Source organism: Eikenella sp. HMSC061C02 (genome assembly GCF_001809035.1).
GTDB lineage: Bacteria > Pseudomonadota > Gammaproteobacteria > Burkholderiales > Neisseriaceae > Eikenella > Eikenella corrodens.
Genome location: NZ_KV795558.1, coordinates 5844 through 21362, shown reverse-complemented (window position 1 = coordinate 21362; position 15519 = coordinate 5844). Strand labels below are relative to the sequence as shown.

The window sequence follows — 15519 nt, the reverse complement described above, 5'->3', positions numbered from 1 at the left end:
ATATTGAGTGATTTTGCTTCCTAAGCCCCTAGATTAAATGAATATTTACTTATAAAATAATTATATGATTAGCAATAAAAAATCGGCTCCCAACAATCTATTGGAAACCGAATATAACCAAACTGATAAAAACCACCCTACCACCAATACGGATAATACGGCCGATACATCATCCACTCCAACTCACGCCGCCGCTCACGCCGCTCCAACATTTCCAGCTGCTGCCGATACACCAGATTCTCCCAAGCCATCCGATAACAAGCCTGAAAAGACGGCTCCGCAATCCGCCGCCGGTATTCACGCTGCAACTTAGGTTTCTCGGCATCCGCCACCCCCAAGTAATCCTCCTGTTGCAAAGCCAACAGCTCAGCCGTGCGCCGGTCGCACTGCGCTGCCAGCGCCACCGCCGTCTGCTTCATCTCCCGCTCCCTTGCCGCCTCATAGGCCGCACGCTGCTGCGGCGTCATCGCACAGCCCGCCAGCAGCAGGCCGGCAAAGGCTACCTGAAAAAGTTTCGCCAACATCATCTCCTCCTTAAACCAATGTTTAAGCAACAAATTAATCATACACCATTCCATAGCCGCCACAAACCGCCCCACCAAATTTTCAGGTAGCCTCACCCGCCAATCCGTTATAATCCCACCCCTTACCATTTCATAAACACGCCAACACCATGTTTGCCCAAGCCCGCCAACACCTCCGCACCCCGCGCGACCTCCTGCGCTTTTGCACCAGCCGCTTCAACCAAGCCCGCCTCAGTTTCGGCCACGGCAGCGATAACGCCCACGATGAAGCCGCCTATCTCATCCTCCACACCCTCGCCCTCCCGCTCGACACCCTCGAGCCCTATCTCGATGCCGCGCTCCTGCCCGAAGAAATCGACGCCGTGCTCAGCCTGGCCGAACGCCGCGTCAACGAACGCCTCCCCATGCCCTACCTCACCCGTCAAGCCTGGCAGGGCGACTTCGAATTTTATGTAGACGAACGCGTGCTTATCCCCCGCTCCTTCATCTACGAACAACTCGGCGAGCCCATCGCCCCGTGGACAGGCGACAGCCACTCTATCCACCGCGTGCTCGACCTCTGCACCGGCAGCGGCTGCCTCGCCATCCAAGCCGCCTGCCACTACCCCGAAGCCCAAGTCGACGCCGCCGACCTCAGCCCCGAAGCCTTGGAAGTGGCCGCTATCAACGTGGCCAACTACGGCCTAGAAGAGCGCGTCCGCCTGATTCAAAGCGACCTCTTCGCCAACCTTTCCGGCACTTACGACCTCATCATCTCCAACCCACCCTACGTAAACGCCGAAAGCGTCGCCGCCCTGCCCGCCGAATACCTGCACGAACCCGAAATGGCACTCGGCAGCGGCGAAGACGGCCTCGACGCCACCCGCCAAATCCTCCAACACGCCCCCCGCTTCCTCAATCCACACGGCGTATTGCTGGTGGAAATCGGCCACAACCGCGAAGCCCTCGAAGCCGCCTTACCCCAGCTCCCCTTCTTCTGGCCCGAACAAAGCGACGGCGGCAGCAGCGTTTTCCTGCTCACCCGCGAGCAATTATTGGGCGAAGAGTAGGCAAAGCCTACCGTCTCCCATCCATCACAAAAGGCTACCTGAAAACTCCAATCCATTTTCAGGTAGCCTTTTCCATCCCGGCCATCAGCGGCTGCGTTATAATAGCCACCCCGCAACCACCCGCAGGTAGCCCGCTATGCAACCCTTTCCCCCTGTCGTCCGCCCCCTCAAATTCTACGCCGTAGTGCCCGATGCCGATTGGGTGGCGCGCATGGTCGAGGCCGGCGCAGACACCGTGCAACTGCGCAGCAAACACCTCACCGGCGAAGCCCTGCGCCGGGAAATCCGCCGTGCCATCGCCGCCACCCGCGGTTCACACAGCCAACTTTTTATCAACGACCACTGGCAGCTCGCCCTCGAAGAAGGCGCCTACGGCGTGCACCTCGGCCAAGAAGACATGGACAGTGCCGACTTCGCCGCCCTCGCCCGCGCCGGCATCCGCTTGGGGCTGAGCACACACGACGAAGCCGAAATGGCCCGCGCCTTGGCCGTTCAGCCCAGCTACGTGGCCTGCGGCGCCGTATTTGCCACCAACACCAAAGCCATGCCCACCGAACCGCAGGGACTGGACAAACTGCGCCGCTACGTGCAGCAGGCCGGCAATACCCCCACTGTGGCCATCGGCGGCATTACGCTGGAAAACGCGCCCGCCGTGCTCGCCACCGGCGTGTCCTCGCTGGCTGTGGTCAGCGCCGTCACCCACGCCCCCGACCCTGCCGCCGCCGTGCGCGCCTTCCAAAAATTGTGGCCGGAATAAGGCCGTACACCATGCGGCCATCCGCAAGCGAAAGCTGCCGCGTAAATTAAACCCCGATATCCAAAAGGCTACCTGAAACCGCATCCGCTTTTTCAAGTAGCCTGCATCACGAAAGCAAACCATATGTCCAACCGCCGCCTGATCTACGGCTTCCACGCAGTCAACGCCCGCCTATGGCAAAACCCCAAAAGCCTCACCGAGCTCTACGCCCTATCCGGCCGCCACGATACCCGTATGCAGCAGGCCTTAGAAAAAGCCGCGCAGGAAAATATTCCCGTCCACTTCGTGGAAGCCGCCCGCCTCGATAATCTGTGCCGCCACGCGCGCCACCAAGGTATCGCCGGCTTTATCGACGCTTCGCACAACCACGTCCACCTCGACGACGTGCTCGACAACCTTACTGAGCCGCCGCTGCTGCTCATCCTAGACGGCATCACCGACCCGCACAACCTCGGCGCCTGCCTGCGCGTGGCCGACGCCATGGGTGTGCATGCCGTAATTGCGCCGAAAAACCGCAGTGTCGGCTTGAATGCCACCGTTAGCAAAGTGGCCTGCGGCGCCGCCGAAACCGTGCCCTACATCGCCGTTACCAACCTCGCCCGCACCCTGCGCGAGCTCAAAGAGCGCGACATCTGGATAGTGGGCACCGACATGGGCGGCGAAGCTGACTTGTTCCACTACGACATCCCCGCCGCCGTGGCCTGGGTGATGGGCAACGAAGGCGAAGGCATGCGCCGCCTCACCCGCGAACACTGCGACGCACTGGTGTCTATCCCCATGCTCGGCACAGTGGAAAGCCTGAACGTTTCCGTGAGTACCGGCATGGTGCTGGCCGAAACCCGCCGCCAGCGCGCGCTGAAGGCCGGTTGAAGCAGTTTCAGGTAGCCTGACCATCCGGGCTACCTGAAAGCCCGGGCTTTCGTGAAGCTAAAGCACCTCCCCAACGATACCCTGCACAGGCAACTTATTCCGCCCTCCCCCATAACTTTCAGGTAGCCCATCCCAAAGGCTACCTGAAAACCAAAATCCAACCACCAACAAAACCCCATGCCCACCCAACGCCTCATCCTCGGCATCAGCGGCGCCGACGGCTTCCAATACGGCCACAAAGCCCTGCAACTGCTGCAAAACGCAGCCGATATCGAAACCCACCTCGTGATTTCCGAAGGCGCGGAGCACACCTGCCGCCACGAAACCGCGCACCGCATCGAAGATATTGCCGCGCTGGCCGACGTGGTGCACCCCGTCCGGAACCTCGGCGCCGCCATCGCCAGCGGCTCGTTTGAAACCGCCGGCATGCTGGTGGCCCCCTGCTCCATGCGCAGCCTCGCCGCCATCGCCCACGGCCTGGGCGACAACCTGCTCACCCGCGCCGCCGACGTTACCCTCAAAGAGCGCCGCCGCCTCGTGCTGATGGCGCGCGAAACCCCGCTCAACATCGCCCACCTCGACAATATGCGCCGCATCACCGAAATGGGCGGCATCATCTTCCCGCCCGTGCCCGCCCTCTACCTGCGCCCGCAAAGCATAGACGAACTGCTCGCCCACAGCGTAGGCCGCGCCCTCGGCCTGTTCGGTATCCGCATTCCCGATTTGCCCCACTGGAATGGTGGTACGCCTTGAAATGGGAAACCGCCTGCACAATCTGGCAAAAGGCTACCTGAACATACCGGCAGCCATGCAGCCGGATATTTCAGGTAACCTATGGGACAAGCAAGTAGATGAACTCTTGCTACTACAGTTTATACTTCTCCGGCTACCTGAAAGCCCGTGGGCATAAATGCCCGCCCCTATTGCCCTGCCTATTTTTCAGGTAGCCCCAATCCAGCCCAAGGAGTGCCCATGTCCTTCCACACCCACGAACACAACCATGCCCACGCCCACAGCACCAACACCCGCATCCTGCGAGTATCGCTGGCCGTGATTGCCGGCTTTATGTTGGTGGAAGCGGCGGCAGGCTGGCTCAGCGGCAGCCTCGCGCTCTTGTCGGACGCGGGGCACATGTTTTCCGATGCCGCCTCGCTCGCCCTCGCCCTGTTCGCCTTCAAATGGGCGGAAAAGGCCGCCAACTCGCAGAAAAGCTACGGCTATCAACGCGTGGAAATCCTAGCCGCCGCGCTCAACGGCCTCACGCTGGTGGTGATGGCGGCATGGATTGTGGTCGAAGCCGTTATCCGCGCCTTCCAGCCCGTGCCCGTGGCGGGCAGCGCGATGCTGGCGGTGGCCGTGCTCGGGCTCTTGGTGAACCTATTTATCGCTTGGTATATGTTGCGCGGCGAGAAGGACAACCTGAACATGCGCGGCGCGTTTTTGCATGTGGTGGGCGATTTGCTCGGTTCCGTTGCCGCAGTAGCAGCCGGCCTGCTGATACAGTTTTACGGCTGGAACTGGGCGGACTTGGCGGCCAGCGCGGCAGTGGCGCTGCTGATTGGCAAAAGCGGCTGGGGCGTGCTTTCAGGTAGCCTGCACATCCTGATGGAAGGCACGCCCAAAGGCACGGACTTGGTGAAAATTGTCGAAGACATTCAGAAAATCAACGGCATATTGGGCATACACGACTTGCATGCCTGGACGATTACCAGCAAGAAACACGCTATGTCCTGCCACATCATCGTGCGCGGCGACCTAACCGTGGCAGAGGCCGCCGTCTTGGCGCAACAAGTGCAGGCAACGGTGCAAAAACACGGCATCAGCCACATCACGGTGCAAACCGAGCCCGCCGATACCGGCACCGTATGTTGCCAGGCATGCGAACAGCCTACGCATGAAGGCGAACACCCCCATAATGAGAATCCAGAATAGATTAGGCTTAACGGCAAGCTATATTTCGTTCCATGTGCCATATAAGCTTACGCTTACCACTCACTCTACCCTTCTTTTCAGGTAGCCTGTCTCCGTCAGGCTACCTGAAAACATATGCATGCACGAAATGAACGAATACCAAGCGTTTCGATGTACCTGCCACCAAAACTTCCCTCTCATCACAAACTCACGCGCAATGCCAAGCGCCGAGGATATAGGGCTGTTTCGCGCCGGTGGCGGCGTGGGGGTTGCCCGGCTCGTGGCACACGCGGCAGGCGGCGAGCCAGGCGAAGGCGGCGGCTTCCACCCATTGCGGCGGCAGGTTTAGCTCGTCGGTGGTGGCGGTGCGGATGCCGAACGGGGCGAGCCTGCCGGAGAGCTCGGCCATCAGCACGGGGTTGAACACGCCGCCGCCGCAGGCAAACACTTCGCGTACGCCGGGAGCATGGGCGGCAATGGCGTCGGCAATGCTTTGTGCGGTGAGGGCGTTGAGGGTACGCACGATATCGGCGGGGGCGTAGCCGCTTTCCAATAGTGATGTGTTAGTTTCGCTGTTTTTCAGGTAGCCTTGCAGCCAATCGAGGGAAAACAAATCACGGCCGGTGCTTTTCGGCGGGGTGCGGTGGAAATAAGGGTGTGCCAGCAGGGTTTGCAGCAACTCGGGAATAACGCGGCCGCTGCGGGCAAGGGCGCCGTCCCGGTCGCAGGTTTGGCCGAAACGGTGCTGCATATAGGCATCGGCCAGCATATTGCCGGGGCCGGTGTCGAAGCCGCTGGCATCGGCATGCGGTTGCAACACGCTGATGTTGGCAATGCCGCCGATATTGAGCACCACGCGGCCATACTCCGGGCTGCCGAACACGGCCTGATGGAAAGCGGGCACGAGCGGCGCGCCTTGGCCGCCGCCGGCCATGTCGCGGCGGCGGAAGTCGCCCACAGTGTCGATGCCGGTAAGCTCGGCCAAGAGCGGCAGGTTGATGAGCTGCACGGTGTAGCCGTGCTCGGGGGCATGGCGCACGGTTTGGCCGTGTGCGCCGATGGCGGCGATATCGCGCGGGGCAAGCTTTTGCTGCACCAGCAGGCCGTGCACGGCTTGAGCATTAAGCGATGCCAACTCTTGCGCGAGCATTTCGCTGCGGTGGATTTCGTTGCCGCCGGGGTTTTGCAAATCCAGCAGGCGGCGGCGCAAATCATCGCTATAGGGCACGGCAAAATGGCCGAGCGCGCCCTGCCAGCGCGTGCCGTCAAAAGCCGCCAGCACGGCATCTACGCCGTCCATGCTGGTGCCGGACATCAGGCCGATATAGTATTGGGTCATGGTGCGGGGGCTATGTGGGAAAGACGGCGGCATTATATAGCGAATGGCAGCTGTTTTCAGGTAGCCCCATTGGAGGATTGGACTATAATGCCCGTACTGCTTTCAGGTAGCCTCCGCCGCGATAAGGCTACCTGAAACGCTATTTTTACGCTTTGCAGTATTTAAGGACGCCCCCATGAGCCACTATTCTGCTATTGGTTTCCCCACTATCAACAGCAACGACGAGCTGAACGACCTCATCCGCCAGGCCCTGCGCACGCTTGCCGAAAATGAGGACGACACGGAAGAGCACTCTTCCGAAGCCGAGCCTTCCGACAACTATATGGTGTATTCTGATCCCAGCGGCGCCCAGTTATGGCTGGGCTTTTCAGACGATGACAGCCTGCTCTGCGCCGAACCCTATTTTTCAGGTAGCCTGCACACCGTAGGCATAGATGCCGTATTCCCCAGCGGCTATGGCGACGGCACAGGCTCAGTGCAGGCCTGGATGAACGGCAGCGAATGGAAAGACGGCGAATGGCTGGGCGGCAGTTATCCTTTCGTGTTTGACACCCCCGATTTGGCCAGCTTCCCCGAGCACTCAGAAAGCACCAGCTGCCAAATCCGCCTGTGTGCCTTTGCCGAAGAGGCTGATATTTTTGCCGATGAAGCCGCATTTGAAGCGCAACAAGACCCTGAACTGCCATTAAGCAGCACATTCTTCACCCCGTTGGGTATGTTTCAATCTTCCGATAATGCGGAAAATCCAGCCAAAGCGAGCGCATGGTTTATCGGCACTGTCCGCGCAGCCGAAACGCGCCGCAACGAATTATCCGGCAACGATTTTTACTGCTGCCTGATCGAAACCCACGGCGGCACGCTGCAAGCAGTATTTCCAAGCAACATGTTTGATCATGCGCCGCAAATCGGCAATGTCATTAGCGGCAAATACTGGCTAACCGGGCGTCTGGCAGCCTAAAAATTCACCTTACCAAATAGAAGGAACCCCATCATGACCACCGACAACAAAACCTGGTCCGGCCGTTTCAACGAGCCCGTGTCCGAACTCGTCAAACAATACACCGCCTCCATCAACTTCGACCAACGCCTCGCCCGCCACGACATCCAAGGCTCGCTCGCGCACGCGCAGATGCTGCACGAAGCCGGCGTACTCTCCGCGCAGGATTTGGCCGACATCCGGCGCGGCATGGCCGAAATCCAAGCCGAAATCGAAGCAGGCAGCCTGCAATGGTCGCTCGATTTGGAAGACGTGCACATGAACATCGAACGCCGCCTCACCGACAAAATCGGCGATGCCGGCAAACGCCTGCATACCGGCCGCAGCCGCAACGACCAAGTCGCCACCGACATCCGCCTGTGGCTGCGCGACGAAATTTCCACCATCCGCCGCCTGATTAAAGACTTGCAGGCTGCCCTGCTTGATTTAGCCGAACAAAACGCCGCCACCGTCATGCCCGGCTTCACGCATCTTCAGGTAGCCCAACCCGTCAGCTTCGGCCACCACCTGCTCGCCTATGTGGAAATGTTCGGCCGCGACGACGAACGCATGGCCGACTGCCGCCGCCGCACCAACCGCATGCCGCTGGGCGCCGCCGCACTGGCCGGCACCACCTTCCCCGTCCGCCGCGAAACCACCGCCGCGCTGCTGGGCTTCGAGCAAATCTGCCAAAACTCGCTTGATGCCGTGTCCGACCGCGACTTCGCCATCGAATTCACCGCCGCCGCCTCGCTGGTGATGGTGCATTTGAGCCGCCTGTCCGAAGAACTGATTTTGTGGATGTCGCCCCGCTTCGGCTTTATCGACATCGCCGATCGTTTCTGCACCGGTTCCAGCATCATGCCGCAGAAGAAAAACCCCGACGTGCCAGAACTCGTGCGCGGCAAATCCGGCCGCGTCATCGGCCACCTCACCGGCCTGATTATGCTGATGAAATCCCAGCCGCTGGCGTATAACAAAGACAATCAGGAAGACAAAGAGCCGCTGTTTGACACGGTGGACACGCTCATCGACACGCTGCGGATTTACGCCGACATGATGCGTGGCATCACCGTGAAGCCTGAAGCCATGCGCGCCGCCGTGCTGCAAGGCTTCGCCACCGCCACCGATTTGGCGGATTACCTGGTCAAAAAAGGCCTGCCCTTCCGCGACAGCCACGAAGCCGTCGCCCAAGCCGTGCGCCACGCCGAACAGGCAGGCTGCGGTCTGGAAGACCTGCCGCTCACCGTGCTGCAAGGATTCAGCGCATTGATTGAAAACGACGTTTACCAAGTGCTCACCCCCGAAGGCAGCCTGAACGCCCGCAACCACTTGGGCGGCACCGCACCGGAGCAGGTGAAGTTTCAGGTAGCCCGCTGGCGGAAGCTGCTGGCGGCAGATGCGTAACAGCGGTTTCAGGTAGCCTGTTGCCGCCCCGCTGCCTTGCACAAACTTTAGCGATATAATGCGCCATTCACACCATCTTAATTAAAAAGGAAACATCATGACCGAAGCCCAACTTTCCGCCTGGGGTATGAAAATCGGCCTCAGCGTGCTGGTTATCTTCATCGGCTTCATTATTTGGGACTTAGGCAAAAAATCCGGCGCCAGCAAATTCGGCATGGCCGTGCTGTTTTTTGTGCTCGGCTTGGGCGTGATGGGCTTTTTGATGAAAGAAGTGTTGGTGAATGTGATTTTGAAGTAACCCGTTGGCAACGGCTACCTGAAACACAGATTTCAAAAGCAAGCCAGGTTTTTACGGAGCGGAAACGAAACTTCAACGAAGTTAAAACCACAGCCGCACATTTTCAGGTAGCCTCAATACACATTACTTCGGCCATTGCCGGAAACTATAACCGCCATTGCCGATGCACGGCCGGCCTTGTTATTTTGCGGCGAAACCCGTATCTTGCCTGCCATCTGAAATCCCTATCTGAAAGGAAAAAACATGAGCAACCAAATCATCCACACCTCCGATGCTGCCTTTGAAAAAGACGTATTGAAAGCCGAGCTGCCCGTATTGCTCGACTTCTGGGCTCCCTGGTGCGGCCCCTGCAAAATGATCGCCCCGATTCTGGACGACATCGCTGAAGAGTTCCAAGGCAAGCTGCAAGTAGTGAAGATGAATATCGACGAAAACGAGCAAACCCCCGCCCAATTCGGCGTGCGCGGCATCCCCACCCTGATGGTGTTCAACGGCGGCCAGCGCGTGGCCACCAAAGTGGGCGCCCTGAGCAAAGGCCAGCTCACCGATTTCTTGAACGCTTCACTGTAATACCGCCTCATTCCGCCACCGCCGCTTCTTCCGGCGGTGGCTTTCCTTGACAAGCCGTACCAAAGCTCCTAGAATGCCGCCGTTTTGCGCCCGCCTCACTTTTGGTGCGCAGCCCCATTCTCCGGCTTACAACAGCCAAAACTCTTAAATCTTCCAAACCCATCCCCACACATATCCCCGTTTTCCCATTATCTGAACCGCGCGTTCATTTAATCAATTTATCCATTATTCAACACAAAACATAATCTTATGCACGTTTCCGAACTACAAACCCAGCACATTTCCAAACTTTTGGAAATGGCCGAACAACACGGCATTGAAAACGCCAACCGCCTACGCAAACAAGATTTGGTGTTTTCCATCGTCCGCCACATGATGAAACAGGGCGAAAGCTTCAGCTGCTCCGGCACGCTCGAAATCCTGCCCGACGGCTTCGGCTTCTTGCGCAGCACCGACACTTCCTATCTGGCCAGCCCCGACGATATCTACGTTTCCCCCAACCAAATCCGCCGCTTCAACCTGCACACCGGCGACACCATCGAAGGCAGCGTGCGCGTGCCCAAAGACAACGAGCGCTACTTCGCCCTCGTGCGCCTCGATAAAATCAACGGTGACGACCCGGAAGTGTGCAAACACAAAATCCTGTTTGAAAACCTTACCCCCCTCTTCCCCACCCGTCCGATCAAGCTCGAACGCGACATTAAGGCCGAAGAAAATATCACCGCCCGCGCCATCGATTTGGTTTCCCCCATCGGCATGGGCCAGCGCGCTCTTTTGGTGGCGCCGCCCAAAACCGGCAAAACCGTGATGTTGCAAAATATTGCCCACGCCATTACTGCCAACTATCCCGAAGTGGTGCTGATTGTGCTGCTGATCGACGAGCGCCCCGAAGAAGTAACCGAAATGACCCGCTCCGTGCGCGGCGAAGTGGTGGCCTCCACCTTCGACGAACCCGCCGCCCGCCACGTTCAGGTAGCCGAAATGGTGATTGAAAAAGCCAAGCGCATGGTGGAGCACAAAAAAGACGTGGTGATCCTGCTCGACTCCATCACCCGCCTGGCGCGCGCCTACAACACCGTTGCCCCCACCTCCGGCAAAATCCTCACCGGCGGCATGGACGCCAACGCCCTGCACCGCCCCAAACGCTTCTTCGGCGCCGCCCGCAACATCGAAGAAGGCGGCTCGCTCACCATCATCGCCACCGCGTTGGTGGAAACCGGCAGCCGCATGGACGATGTGATTTTTGAAGAATTCAAAGGCACGGGCAACATGGAGCTGCACCTCGACCGCCGCATGGCCGAAAAACGCGTGTTCCCTGCCATCAACATCAACAAATCCGGCACCCGCCGCGAAGAAATGCTCGTTTCTAACGACCGCCTGCAACGCATGTGGCTGCTGCGCAAATTCCTCCACCCGATGGACGACCTCGAAGCCACCGAATTCCTGGTGGGCAAACTCAAAGACAGCAAAAATAACGACGAGTTTTTCGAGCTGATGCGCGGCAAATAGGCCCGCCGCCTCAGCTCCACCAAAATACCAGCTTACCTTGTTGACGCCCGCACTTTCAGGTAGCCTTAGAGGCTACCTGAAAACCATAATAAATCTATCAAAAATCGAAATGCAGAATCTTTGGCGCAAATGGTTAGGTTGCAGTCATTCTCTGCTGGCGCAGCCGAACGGAGCGTGGTTTTTCGGGAAACAAGGGCTTGCATGTTCGAAGCGGCGCAGCCGCAAGTTGCGAGCCCGCCCGAAAAATCACGTGAAGTGAGGGAAGTTTGGCGAAGCCAAACCTGTGCCCGCAGTCGCTTTTCTTTGGCGAAGCAAAGAAAAGGAAGTGCCCCGCGCCGGCATGAGGCGCAAAGGGGAACAGAACACAAATAATAAAAATCGCCTGGAATCCAATGTTGCTTGTGAGCAATATGCGCTTCAATTCAACTTTTGCAAATAAATGAGTGGATGGGCTTTAGGCCAGCATCCTAATGATAGTAAAGTATTTTAACTATAGCCCTCCTAAAGGCTACCTGAAAACATGACCACCCTCGACTACGCCGACAGCCGCACCCTGTGGCAAACCATCCTGGCCGAAACCGCCCAAGCCGCCCAAAGCGAGCCCATGCTCGCCAGCTTCCTACACCAAACCGTGCTGCGCCACAGCAGCATCGACCGCGTGCTCGCCTTCCACCTTTCCAGCAAGCTCGCCAGCCCCGTGATGGACAGCCGCGCGCTCAACGAAATCTTCTTCCAGGCACTCGACAGCGACACCCGCATTTCCAAAGCCATGCAGGCCGACATCGTCGCCTACTACGAACGCGACCCCGCCTGCGACGCCTACTACCTGCCGCTACTCTACTACAAAGGCTTCCACGCCGTGCAAGCCCACCGTATCAACCACTGGCTGTGGCAGCACGGCCGCAAAACCCTCGCCTACTTCCTGCAAAACCGCGCCTCCGAAGTATTTGGCATCGACATCCACCCCGCCGCCCGTTTCGGCCACGGTATTATGGTCGACCACGGCACCGGCCTTGTGGTGGGTGAAACCGCCGTTTTGGGCAATGACATCTCCATCCTGCACGGCGTTACCCTCGGCGGCTCCGGCAAAGAAGGCGGCGACCGTCACCCCAAAATCAGCGACGGCGTGATGATCGGCGCCAATGCCTCCATCCTCGGTAACATCCGCGTGAACGAATGCGCCAAAGTCGGCGCCGGCAGCGTGGTGGTGCACGACGTACCCGCCCACAGTACCGTAGTCGGCGTGCCCGCCCGCGTGATCGGTCAAGGCAACGTGCGCCCCTCCGCCGATATGGATCAAAGCTTGGATTCATGATGGCAGATAAAGGCTACCTGAAAACAAACAGCACAGCTTTCTGCCTGGCCAACATGCCGGCAGATCATTTCAGGTAGCCCTTTCCGCCGGCCCGCCGCTGTATAATCCCCGCAACCCGCCCGATTGCACCCGCCCATGAAAGTCGCCTTTTTCTTTCTTTACCTCATCCAACTTTTGCCCTTCGCCGCCATCCAAAAGCTGGCCGACGCCATCGGCAGCCTCGCCTATTATGCCGTCGCCCCCCGCCGCCGCATCGGCGAAATCAACCTGCGCCTGTGCTTCCCCGAATTAAGCGAAAAACAGCGCAAAACCCTGCTCAAATGCCACTTCCGCCATATGGCCAAACTCATTCTTGAATACGGCCTCTATTGGTATGGCAGCGCCGAGCGGCTCAAATCCCTCGTCCTCTACCAAGACAAACATCATCTCGACAACGAGCTCGCCGCCGGGAATAAAGTTATCCTGCTCTATCCCCACTTTACCGCCTTCGAGCTCGCCGTGTACGCGCTCAACCAAGACGTGCCGCTCACCAGCATGTATTCCCACCAGAAAAATCCGGTGCTCGACCAGCAAATCCTGCGCGGCCGCCACCGCTACAACAACGTCTTCCTCATCGGCCGCACCGAAGGCCTGCGCGCCATCATCAAACACCTGCGCGCCGACCCCGCCCCCTTCCTCTACCTGCCCGACCAAGACTTCGGCCGCAAAGATTCCATCTTCGCCGACTTCTTCGGCATCCCCACCGCCACCATCGCCGGCCTCCCCCGCATCGCCGCCCTCACCCAAGCCAAAGTCGTGCCCGCCATCCCCACCCGCCAGCCCAACGGCCACGTTATCCTGCGCTTCTACCCCGCCTGGGAAAACTTCCCCAGCGAAGACGTGCAAGCCGACGTACAGCGTATGAACGACTTTATCGAAGAGCGCGTGCGCGAACAGCCCGAACAATACTTCTGGCTGCACAAACGCTTCAAAACCCGCCCCGAAGGTAGCCCCGATTTCTACGCCAAATCCGGCCACACCTAACCATACAGGCCATTGGAAAGCAATCTTCCAACGGCCTGTTCTCAACCCACTCCGGTAAAAAAGGCTACCTGAAAACAGTTTCAGGTAGCCTTTTTTGCTTTAATACCTGCCATACCATCCGTATAGCAGCCCATAATCTCCATACCCTCAATCAGTATGCCCTGCCGATACACATGAGCACCCAACTACTGAATAGCAAAACATTTCTATTTCTCTAAATATTTTCAGGTAGCCTCCCGCTATTCAGAGGCTACCTGAAAATCCGTATCTGAACTAAAACGGCTTATACACCACCAAATACAACGCTGCCGCCATCACCAGCACTGGAATCTCGTTGAACACACGAAACCAACGGTGCGAATAGCGATTGCGCCGCTCTTGGAAATCGATAAGCAGGCGGTAGCAGTAGAAATGGTAGCCCGCGAGGATAACGGCCAGCGTGATTTTGGTATGTACCCAGCCCTGGCCCCACCAGCCGGTGAAAAACGGAATCAGCAGCCCGAACAGCACCGCGCCGATGCCCAGCGGCGTCATGAATTTAAACAGGCGCTGCGCCATGCCCAGAAGCTGGCGGTATTCCGTGCTGCCTGTCGGCACCATGGCCAGGTTCACATAGATGCGCGGCAGGTAAAACAAGCCGGCAAACCACGAAATAATAAAGAAAATATGCAGCAGTTTGAACAGCAAATACATAGGGCTACCTGAAAATAATGTGAACTGAATAGGGAAATACTGTTACCACTTTACGCCGCTCGCCGGCAGGCAAATGATGGCGGCAAGGCAATGGCGTGTTGCACTACTGCCCCGCTTGCCGTGAAAGCAGATAATCACGCCCATAGGCGGCGACGGTTTCGCTCAGCCGCCACCACTGAAAGGCCATCAGCGACAGCACTTCGCTGGCCATGAATTTGGCGCGGTTCTGGCCGCTGTAGCGGCTGGTGGGCGTGGGCTCGGTTTGGTAATCCAGCCCCACATAATCGGCCACGGCAGCGGCACGGGCAAGGTGGTAGGGGTCGCTGATGATAACCACGCTTTCCAAACCGTTGTTATACATTAAGGCTTTGGTATTTTCCAAATTTTGCTGTGTATCGCGCGACGTGGTTTCCAGCAGGATGTCTTTATTCGGCACGCCGTGGCCGCGGGCGTAGCGGCGGGCCACTTCGGCTTCGGTCATATAGCCCGCCTTGGGCGTACCGCCGGTGAAAATCAGTTTGCCCACCCGATTATTGCGGTAGAGCGTGATGCCGTGGTTGATGCGCTCGCGGAATACGGGCGAAGGATTTTTGCCCCAGGCTGCCGCGCCCAGCACCACCGCTGCATCTGCCCGCCGGGAAGCGGTGCGCGTGCTATAGCTGTACACCAGCCAAGTGCACCATGCGGCCTGCACCAGCAACACCAGCAGGCAGAGCTTGATGCCCCGCCAAACTTGGCGCAACAAGGAACCGCGGAATATGGCCAGCATGGTGGTCTCACATATATTTACAACTCAATCAGTTAATCGAACAAGGCGATAATGTTTTCCAGCGGCCGACCGATGGCGGCGCGTTGGCGGTATACCGCAATCGGGCGTTGCAGCAACACCGGATGTTGGTGCAGCGCGGCAATCAGCTCGTCTTGACTCAACTCCAGCTTGTCCAAACCCAGCTCTGCATAAGCCGCATCGCCGGTACGCATGATGTTGCGCACATCTGGGCTGCCGAGCTGTTGCAACAAGCTGCGCAAATCGGCTTCGGAAGGCGGGTTGGCACGGTAATCCAGCGTTTGTACGGCCACGCCCGGCTGCTGTTGCAGCCACTCCAGGGCGGCGCGGGATTTGGAACAATTCGGGTTGTGATACAGCAAAACGGTTTCGCTCATGGGGATGCTCGCGGGGAAATGATGGTTTGTTTAAACAGCGGCTTGGCAGCCAAAATAGCTGATGCCATGATAGCTGGCTAATATAGTGGATTAAATTTAAATCAGGACAAGGCG

17 protein-coding genes are annotated in these 15519 nt (G+C 58.4%); 12 read left to right on the top strand and 5 right to left on the bottom strand.

Translation table 11 applies throughout. From position 1 onward, the window contains the following. Window positions 1-137 precede the first annotated feature (137 nt). Window positions 138-566, bottom strand: a complete 429-nt coding sequence (locus HMPREF2541_RS07030) for a hypothetical protein (RefSeq protein WP_050754436.1) — start codon at window positions 564-566, stop codon at window positions 138-140. 107 nt (window positions 567-673) lie between these two features. Here HMPREF2541_RS07030 and prmB point away from each other — a divergent pair, with 107 nt between their 5' ends. From prmB to HMPREF2541_RS07005, 5 genes are all read left to right on the top strand, one after another. Next, complete coding sequence (prmB, locus tag HMPREF2541_RS07025; RefSeq protein ID WP_070542572.1) at window positions 674-1573, top strand: 50S ribosomal protein L3 N(5)-glutamine methyltransferase; 900 nt, start codon at window positions 674-676, stop codon at window positions 1571-1573. Between the two features lie 136 nt (window positions 1574-1709). Then, entirely contained in the window at window positions 1710-2330 is a 621-nt protein-coding gene (gene thiE, locus HMPREF2541_RS07020) for a thiamine phosphate synthase (protein WP_070542569.1), read from the top strand. Between the two features lie 123 nt (window positions 2331-2453). Continuing rightward, the gene (rlmB, locus tag HMPREF2541_RS07015; RefSeq protein ID WP_003823039.1) at window positions 2454-3200 is read left to right on the top strand and encodes a 23S rRNA (guanosine(2251)-2'-O)-methyltransferase RlmB; all 747 of its coding nucleotides are present in this window, start codon (window positions 2454-2456) and stop codon (window positions 3198-3200) included. A gap of 177 nt (window positions 3201-3377) precedes the next feature. After that, window positions 3378-3953, top strand: a complete 576-nt coding sequence (locus HMPREF2541_RS07010) for a UbiX family flavin prenyltransferase (protein WP_070542567.1) — start codon at window positions 3378-3380, stop codon at window positions 3951-3953. Window positions 3954-4172: 219 nt separating this feature from the next. Beyond that, complete coding sequence (locus tag HMPREF2541_RS07005; protein ID WP_070542564.1) at window positions 4173-5132, top strand: cation diffusion facilitator family transporter; 960 nt, start codon at window positions 4173-4175, stop codon at window positions 5130-5132. 187 nt (window positions 5133-5319) lie between these two features. Here HMPREF2541_RS07005 and HMPREF2541_RS07000 read toward each other — a convergent pair whose 3' ends face one another. Further along, window positions 5320-6450, bottom strand: a complete 1131-nt coding sequence (locus tag HMPREF2541_RS07000) for an anhydro-N-acetylmuramic acid kinase (RefSeq protein ID WP_070542561.1) — start codon at window positions 6448-6450, stop codon at window positions 5320-5322. Between the two features lie 175 nt (window positions 6451-6625). Here HMPREF2541_RS07000 and HMPREF2541_RS06995 point away from each other — a divergent pair, with 175 nt between their 5' ends. The 7 genes from HMPREF2541_RS06995 (at window position 6626) to HMPREF2541_RS06965 (ending at window position 13548) form a co-directional block, all read left to right on the top strand. Next, window positions 6626-7408 (top strand): hypothetical protein, encoded by a 783-nt coding sequence (locus tag HMPREF2541_RS06995; RefSeq protein WP_070542558.1) that lies wholly within the window; start codon window positions 6626-6628, stop codon window positions 7406-7408. Between the two features lie 33 nt (window positions 7409-7441). Beyond that, entirely contained in the window at window positions 7442-8833 is a 1392-nt protein-coding gene (gene argH, locus HMPREF2541_RS06990) for an argininosuccinate lyase (RefSeq protein WP_070542554.1), read from the top strand. A 97-nt stretch (window positions 8834-8930) separates the two neighbouring features. After that, on the top strand, window positions 8931-9131 hold the full coding sequence (locus HMPREF2541_RS06985) for a DUF2788 domain-containing protein (RefSeq protein ID WP_003823051.1): 201 nt from the start codon (window positions 8931-8933) through the stop codon (window positions 9129-9131). Between the two features lie 243 nt (window positions 9132-9374). Next, window positions 9375-9701 carry a thioredoxin TrxA gene (trxA, locus tag HMPREF2541_RS06980; protein ID WP_003823052.1) on the top strand — a complete coding sequence of 109 codons (327 nt, stop codon included), beginning with the start codon at window positions 9375-9377 and terminating at the stop codon, window positions 9699-9701. A 249-nt stretch (window positions 9702-9950) separates the two neighbouring features. Next, window positions 9951-11210: a transcription termination factor Rho gene (gene rho / locus HMPREF2541_RS06975; RefSeq protein WP_003823056.1), complete on the top strand. Its 1260-nt coding sequence runs from the start codon at window positions 9951-9953 to the stop codon at window positions 11208-11210. A gap of 520 nt (window positions 11211-11730) precedes the next feature. After that, the gene (cysE, locus tag HMPREF2541_RS06970; protein WP_003823060.1) at window positions 11731-12525 is read left to right on the top strand and encodes a serine O-acetyltransferase; all 795 of its coding nucleotides are present in this window, start codon (window positions 11731-11733) and stop codon (window positions 12523-12525) included. 135 nt (window positions 12526-12660) lie between these two features. Continuing rightward, the gene (locus HMPREF2541_RS06965; RefSeq protein ID WP_003823062.1) at window positions 12661-13548 is read left to right on the top strand and encodes a lipid A biosynthesis lauroyl acyltransferase; all 888 of its coding nucleotides are present in this window, start codon (window positions 12661-12663) and stop codon (window positions 13546-13548) included. Between the two features lie 273 nt (window positions 13549-13821). Here HMPREF2541_RS06965 and HMPREF2541_RS06960 read toward each other — a convergent pair whose 3' ends face one another. The 3 genes from HMPREF2541_RS06960 to arsC all read right to left on the bottom strand — a co-directional run bounded on the left by HMPREF2541_RS06960 (window position 13822) and on the right by arsC (window position 15405). Next, entirely contained in the window at window positions 13822-14241 is a 420-nt protein-coding gene (locus HMPREF2541_RS06960; protein WP_049258947.1) for a CopD family protein, read from the bottom strand. 103 nt (window positions 14242-14344) lie between these two features. Further along, the gene (locus HMPREF2541_RS06955; RefSeq protein ID WP_023886739.1) at window positions 14345-15010 is read right to left on the bottom strand and encodes a YdcF family protein; all 666 of its coding nucleotides are present in this window, start codon (window positions 15008-15010) and stop codon (window positions 14345-14347) included. Window positions 15011-15042: 32 nt separating this feature from the next. Then, the gene (arsC, locus tag HMPREF2541_RS06950; RefSeq protein WP_064086355.1) at window positions 15043-15405 is read right to left on the bottom strand and encodes an arsenate reductase (glutaredoxin); all 363 of its coding nucleotides are present in this window, start codon (window positions 15403-15405) and stop codon (window positions 15043-15045) included. Between the last annotated feature and the right edge of the window lie 114 nt (window positions 15406-15519).

Excerpts from the sequence above, each read along its gene's own strand:
- HMPREF2541_RS07030 (WP_050754436.1), bottom strand. The coding sequence starts at position 566 with ATGATTAATTTGTTGCTTAAACATTGGTTTAAGGAGGAGATGATGTTG.
- prmB (WP_070542572.1), top strand. The coding sequence starts at position 674 with ATGTTTGCCCAAGCCCGCCAACACCTCCGCACCCCGCGCGACCTCCTG.
- thiE (WP_070542569.1), top strand. The coding sequence starts at position 1,710 with ATGCAACCCTTTCCCCCTGTCGTCCGCCCCCTCAAATTCTACGCCGTA.
- rlmB (WP_003823039.1), top strand. The coding sequence starts at position 2,454 with ATGTCCAACCGCCGCCTGATCTACGGCTTCCACGCAGTCAACGCCCGC.
- HMPREF2541_RS07010 (WP_070542567.1), top strand. The coding sequence starts at position 3,378 with ATGCCCACCCAACGCCTCATCCTCGGCATCAGCGGCGCCGACGGCTTC.
- HMPREF2541_RS07005 (WP_070542564.1), top strand. The coding sequence starts at position 4,173 with ATGTCCTTCCACACCCACGAACACAACCATGCCCACGCCCACAGCACC.
- HMPREF2541_RS07000 (WP_070542561.1), bottom strand. The coding sequence starts at position 6,450 with ATGACCCAATACTATATCGGCCTGATGTCCGGCACCAGCATGGACGGC.
- HMPREF2541_RS06995 (WP_070542558.1), top strand. The coding sequence starts at position 6,626 with ATGAGCCACTATTCTGCTATTGGTTTCCCCACTATCAACAGCAACGAC.
- argH (WP_070542554.1), top strand. The coding sequence starts at position 7,442 with ATGACCACCGACAACAAAACCTGGTCCGGCCGTTTCAACGAGCCCGTG.
- HMPREF2541_RS06985 (WP_003823051.1), top strand. The coding sequence starts at position 8,931 with ATGACCGAAGCCCAACTTTCCGCCTGGGGTATGAAAATCGGCCTCAGC.
- trxA (WP_003823052.1), top strand. The coding sequence starts at position 9,375 with ATGAGCAACCAAATCATCCACACCTCCGATGCTGCCTTTGAAAAAGAC.
- rho (WP_003823056.1), top strand. The coding sequence starts at position 9,951 with ATGCACGTTTCCGAACTACAAACCCAGCACATTTCCAAACTTTTGGAA.
- cysE (WP_003823060.1), top strand. The coding sequence starts at position 11,731 with ATGACCACCCTCGACTACGCCGACAGCCGCACCCTGTGGCAAACCATC.
- HMPREF2541_RS06965 (WP_003823062.1), top strand. The coding sequence starts at position 12,661 with ATGAAAGTCGCCTTTTTCTTTCTTTACCTCATCCAACTTTTGCCCTTC.
- HMPREF2541_RS06960 (WP_049258947.1), bottom strand. The coding sequence starts at position 14,241 with ATGTATTTGCTGTTCAAACTGCTGCATATTTTCTTTATTATTTCGTGG.
- HMPREF2541_RS06955 (WP_023886739.1), bottom strand. The coding sequence starts at position 15,010 with ATGCTGGCCATATTCCGCGGTTCCTTGTTGCGCCAAGTTTGGCGGGGC.
- arsC (WP_064086355.1), bottom strand. The coding sequence starts at position 15,405 with ATGAGCGAAACCGTTTTGCTGTATCACAACCCGAATTGTTCCAAATCC.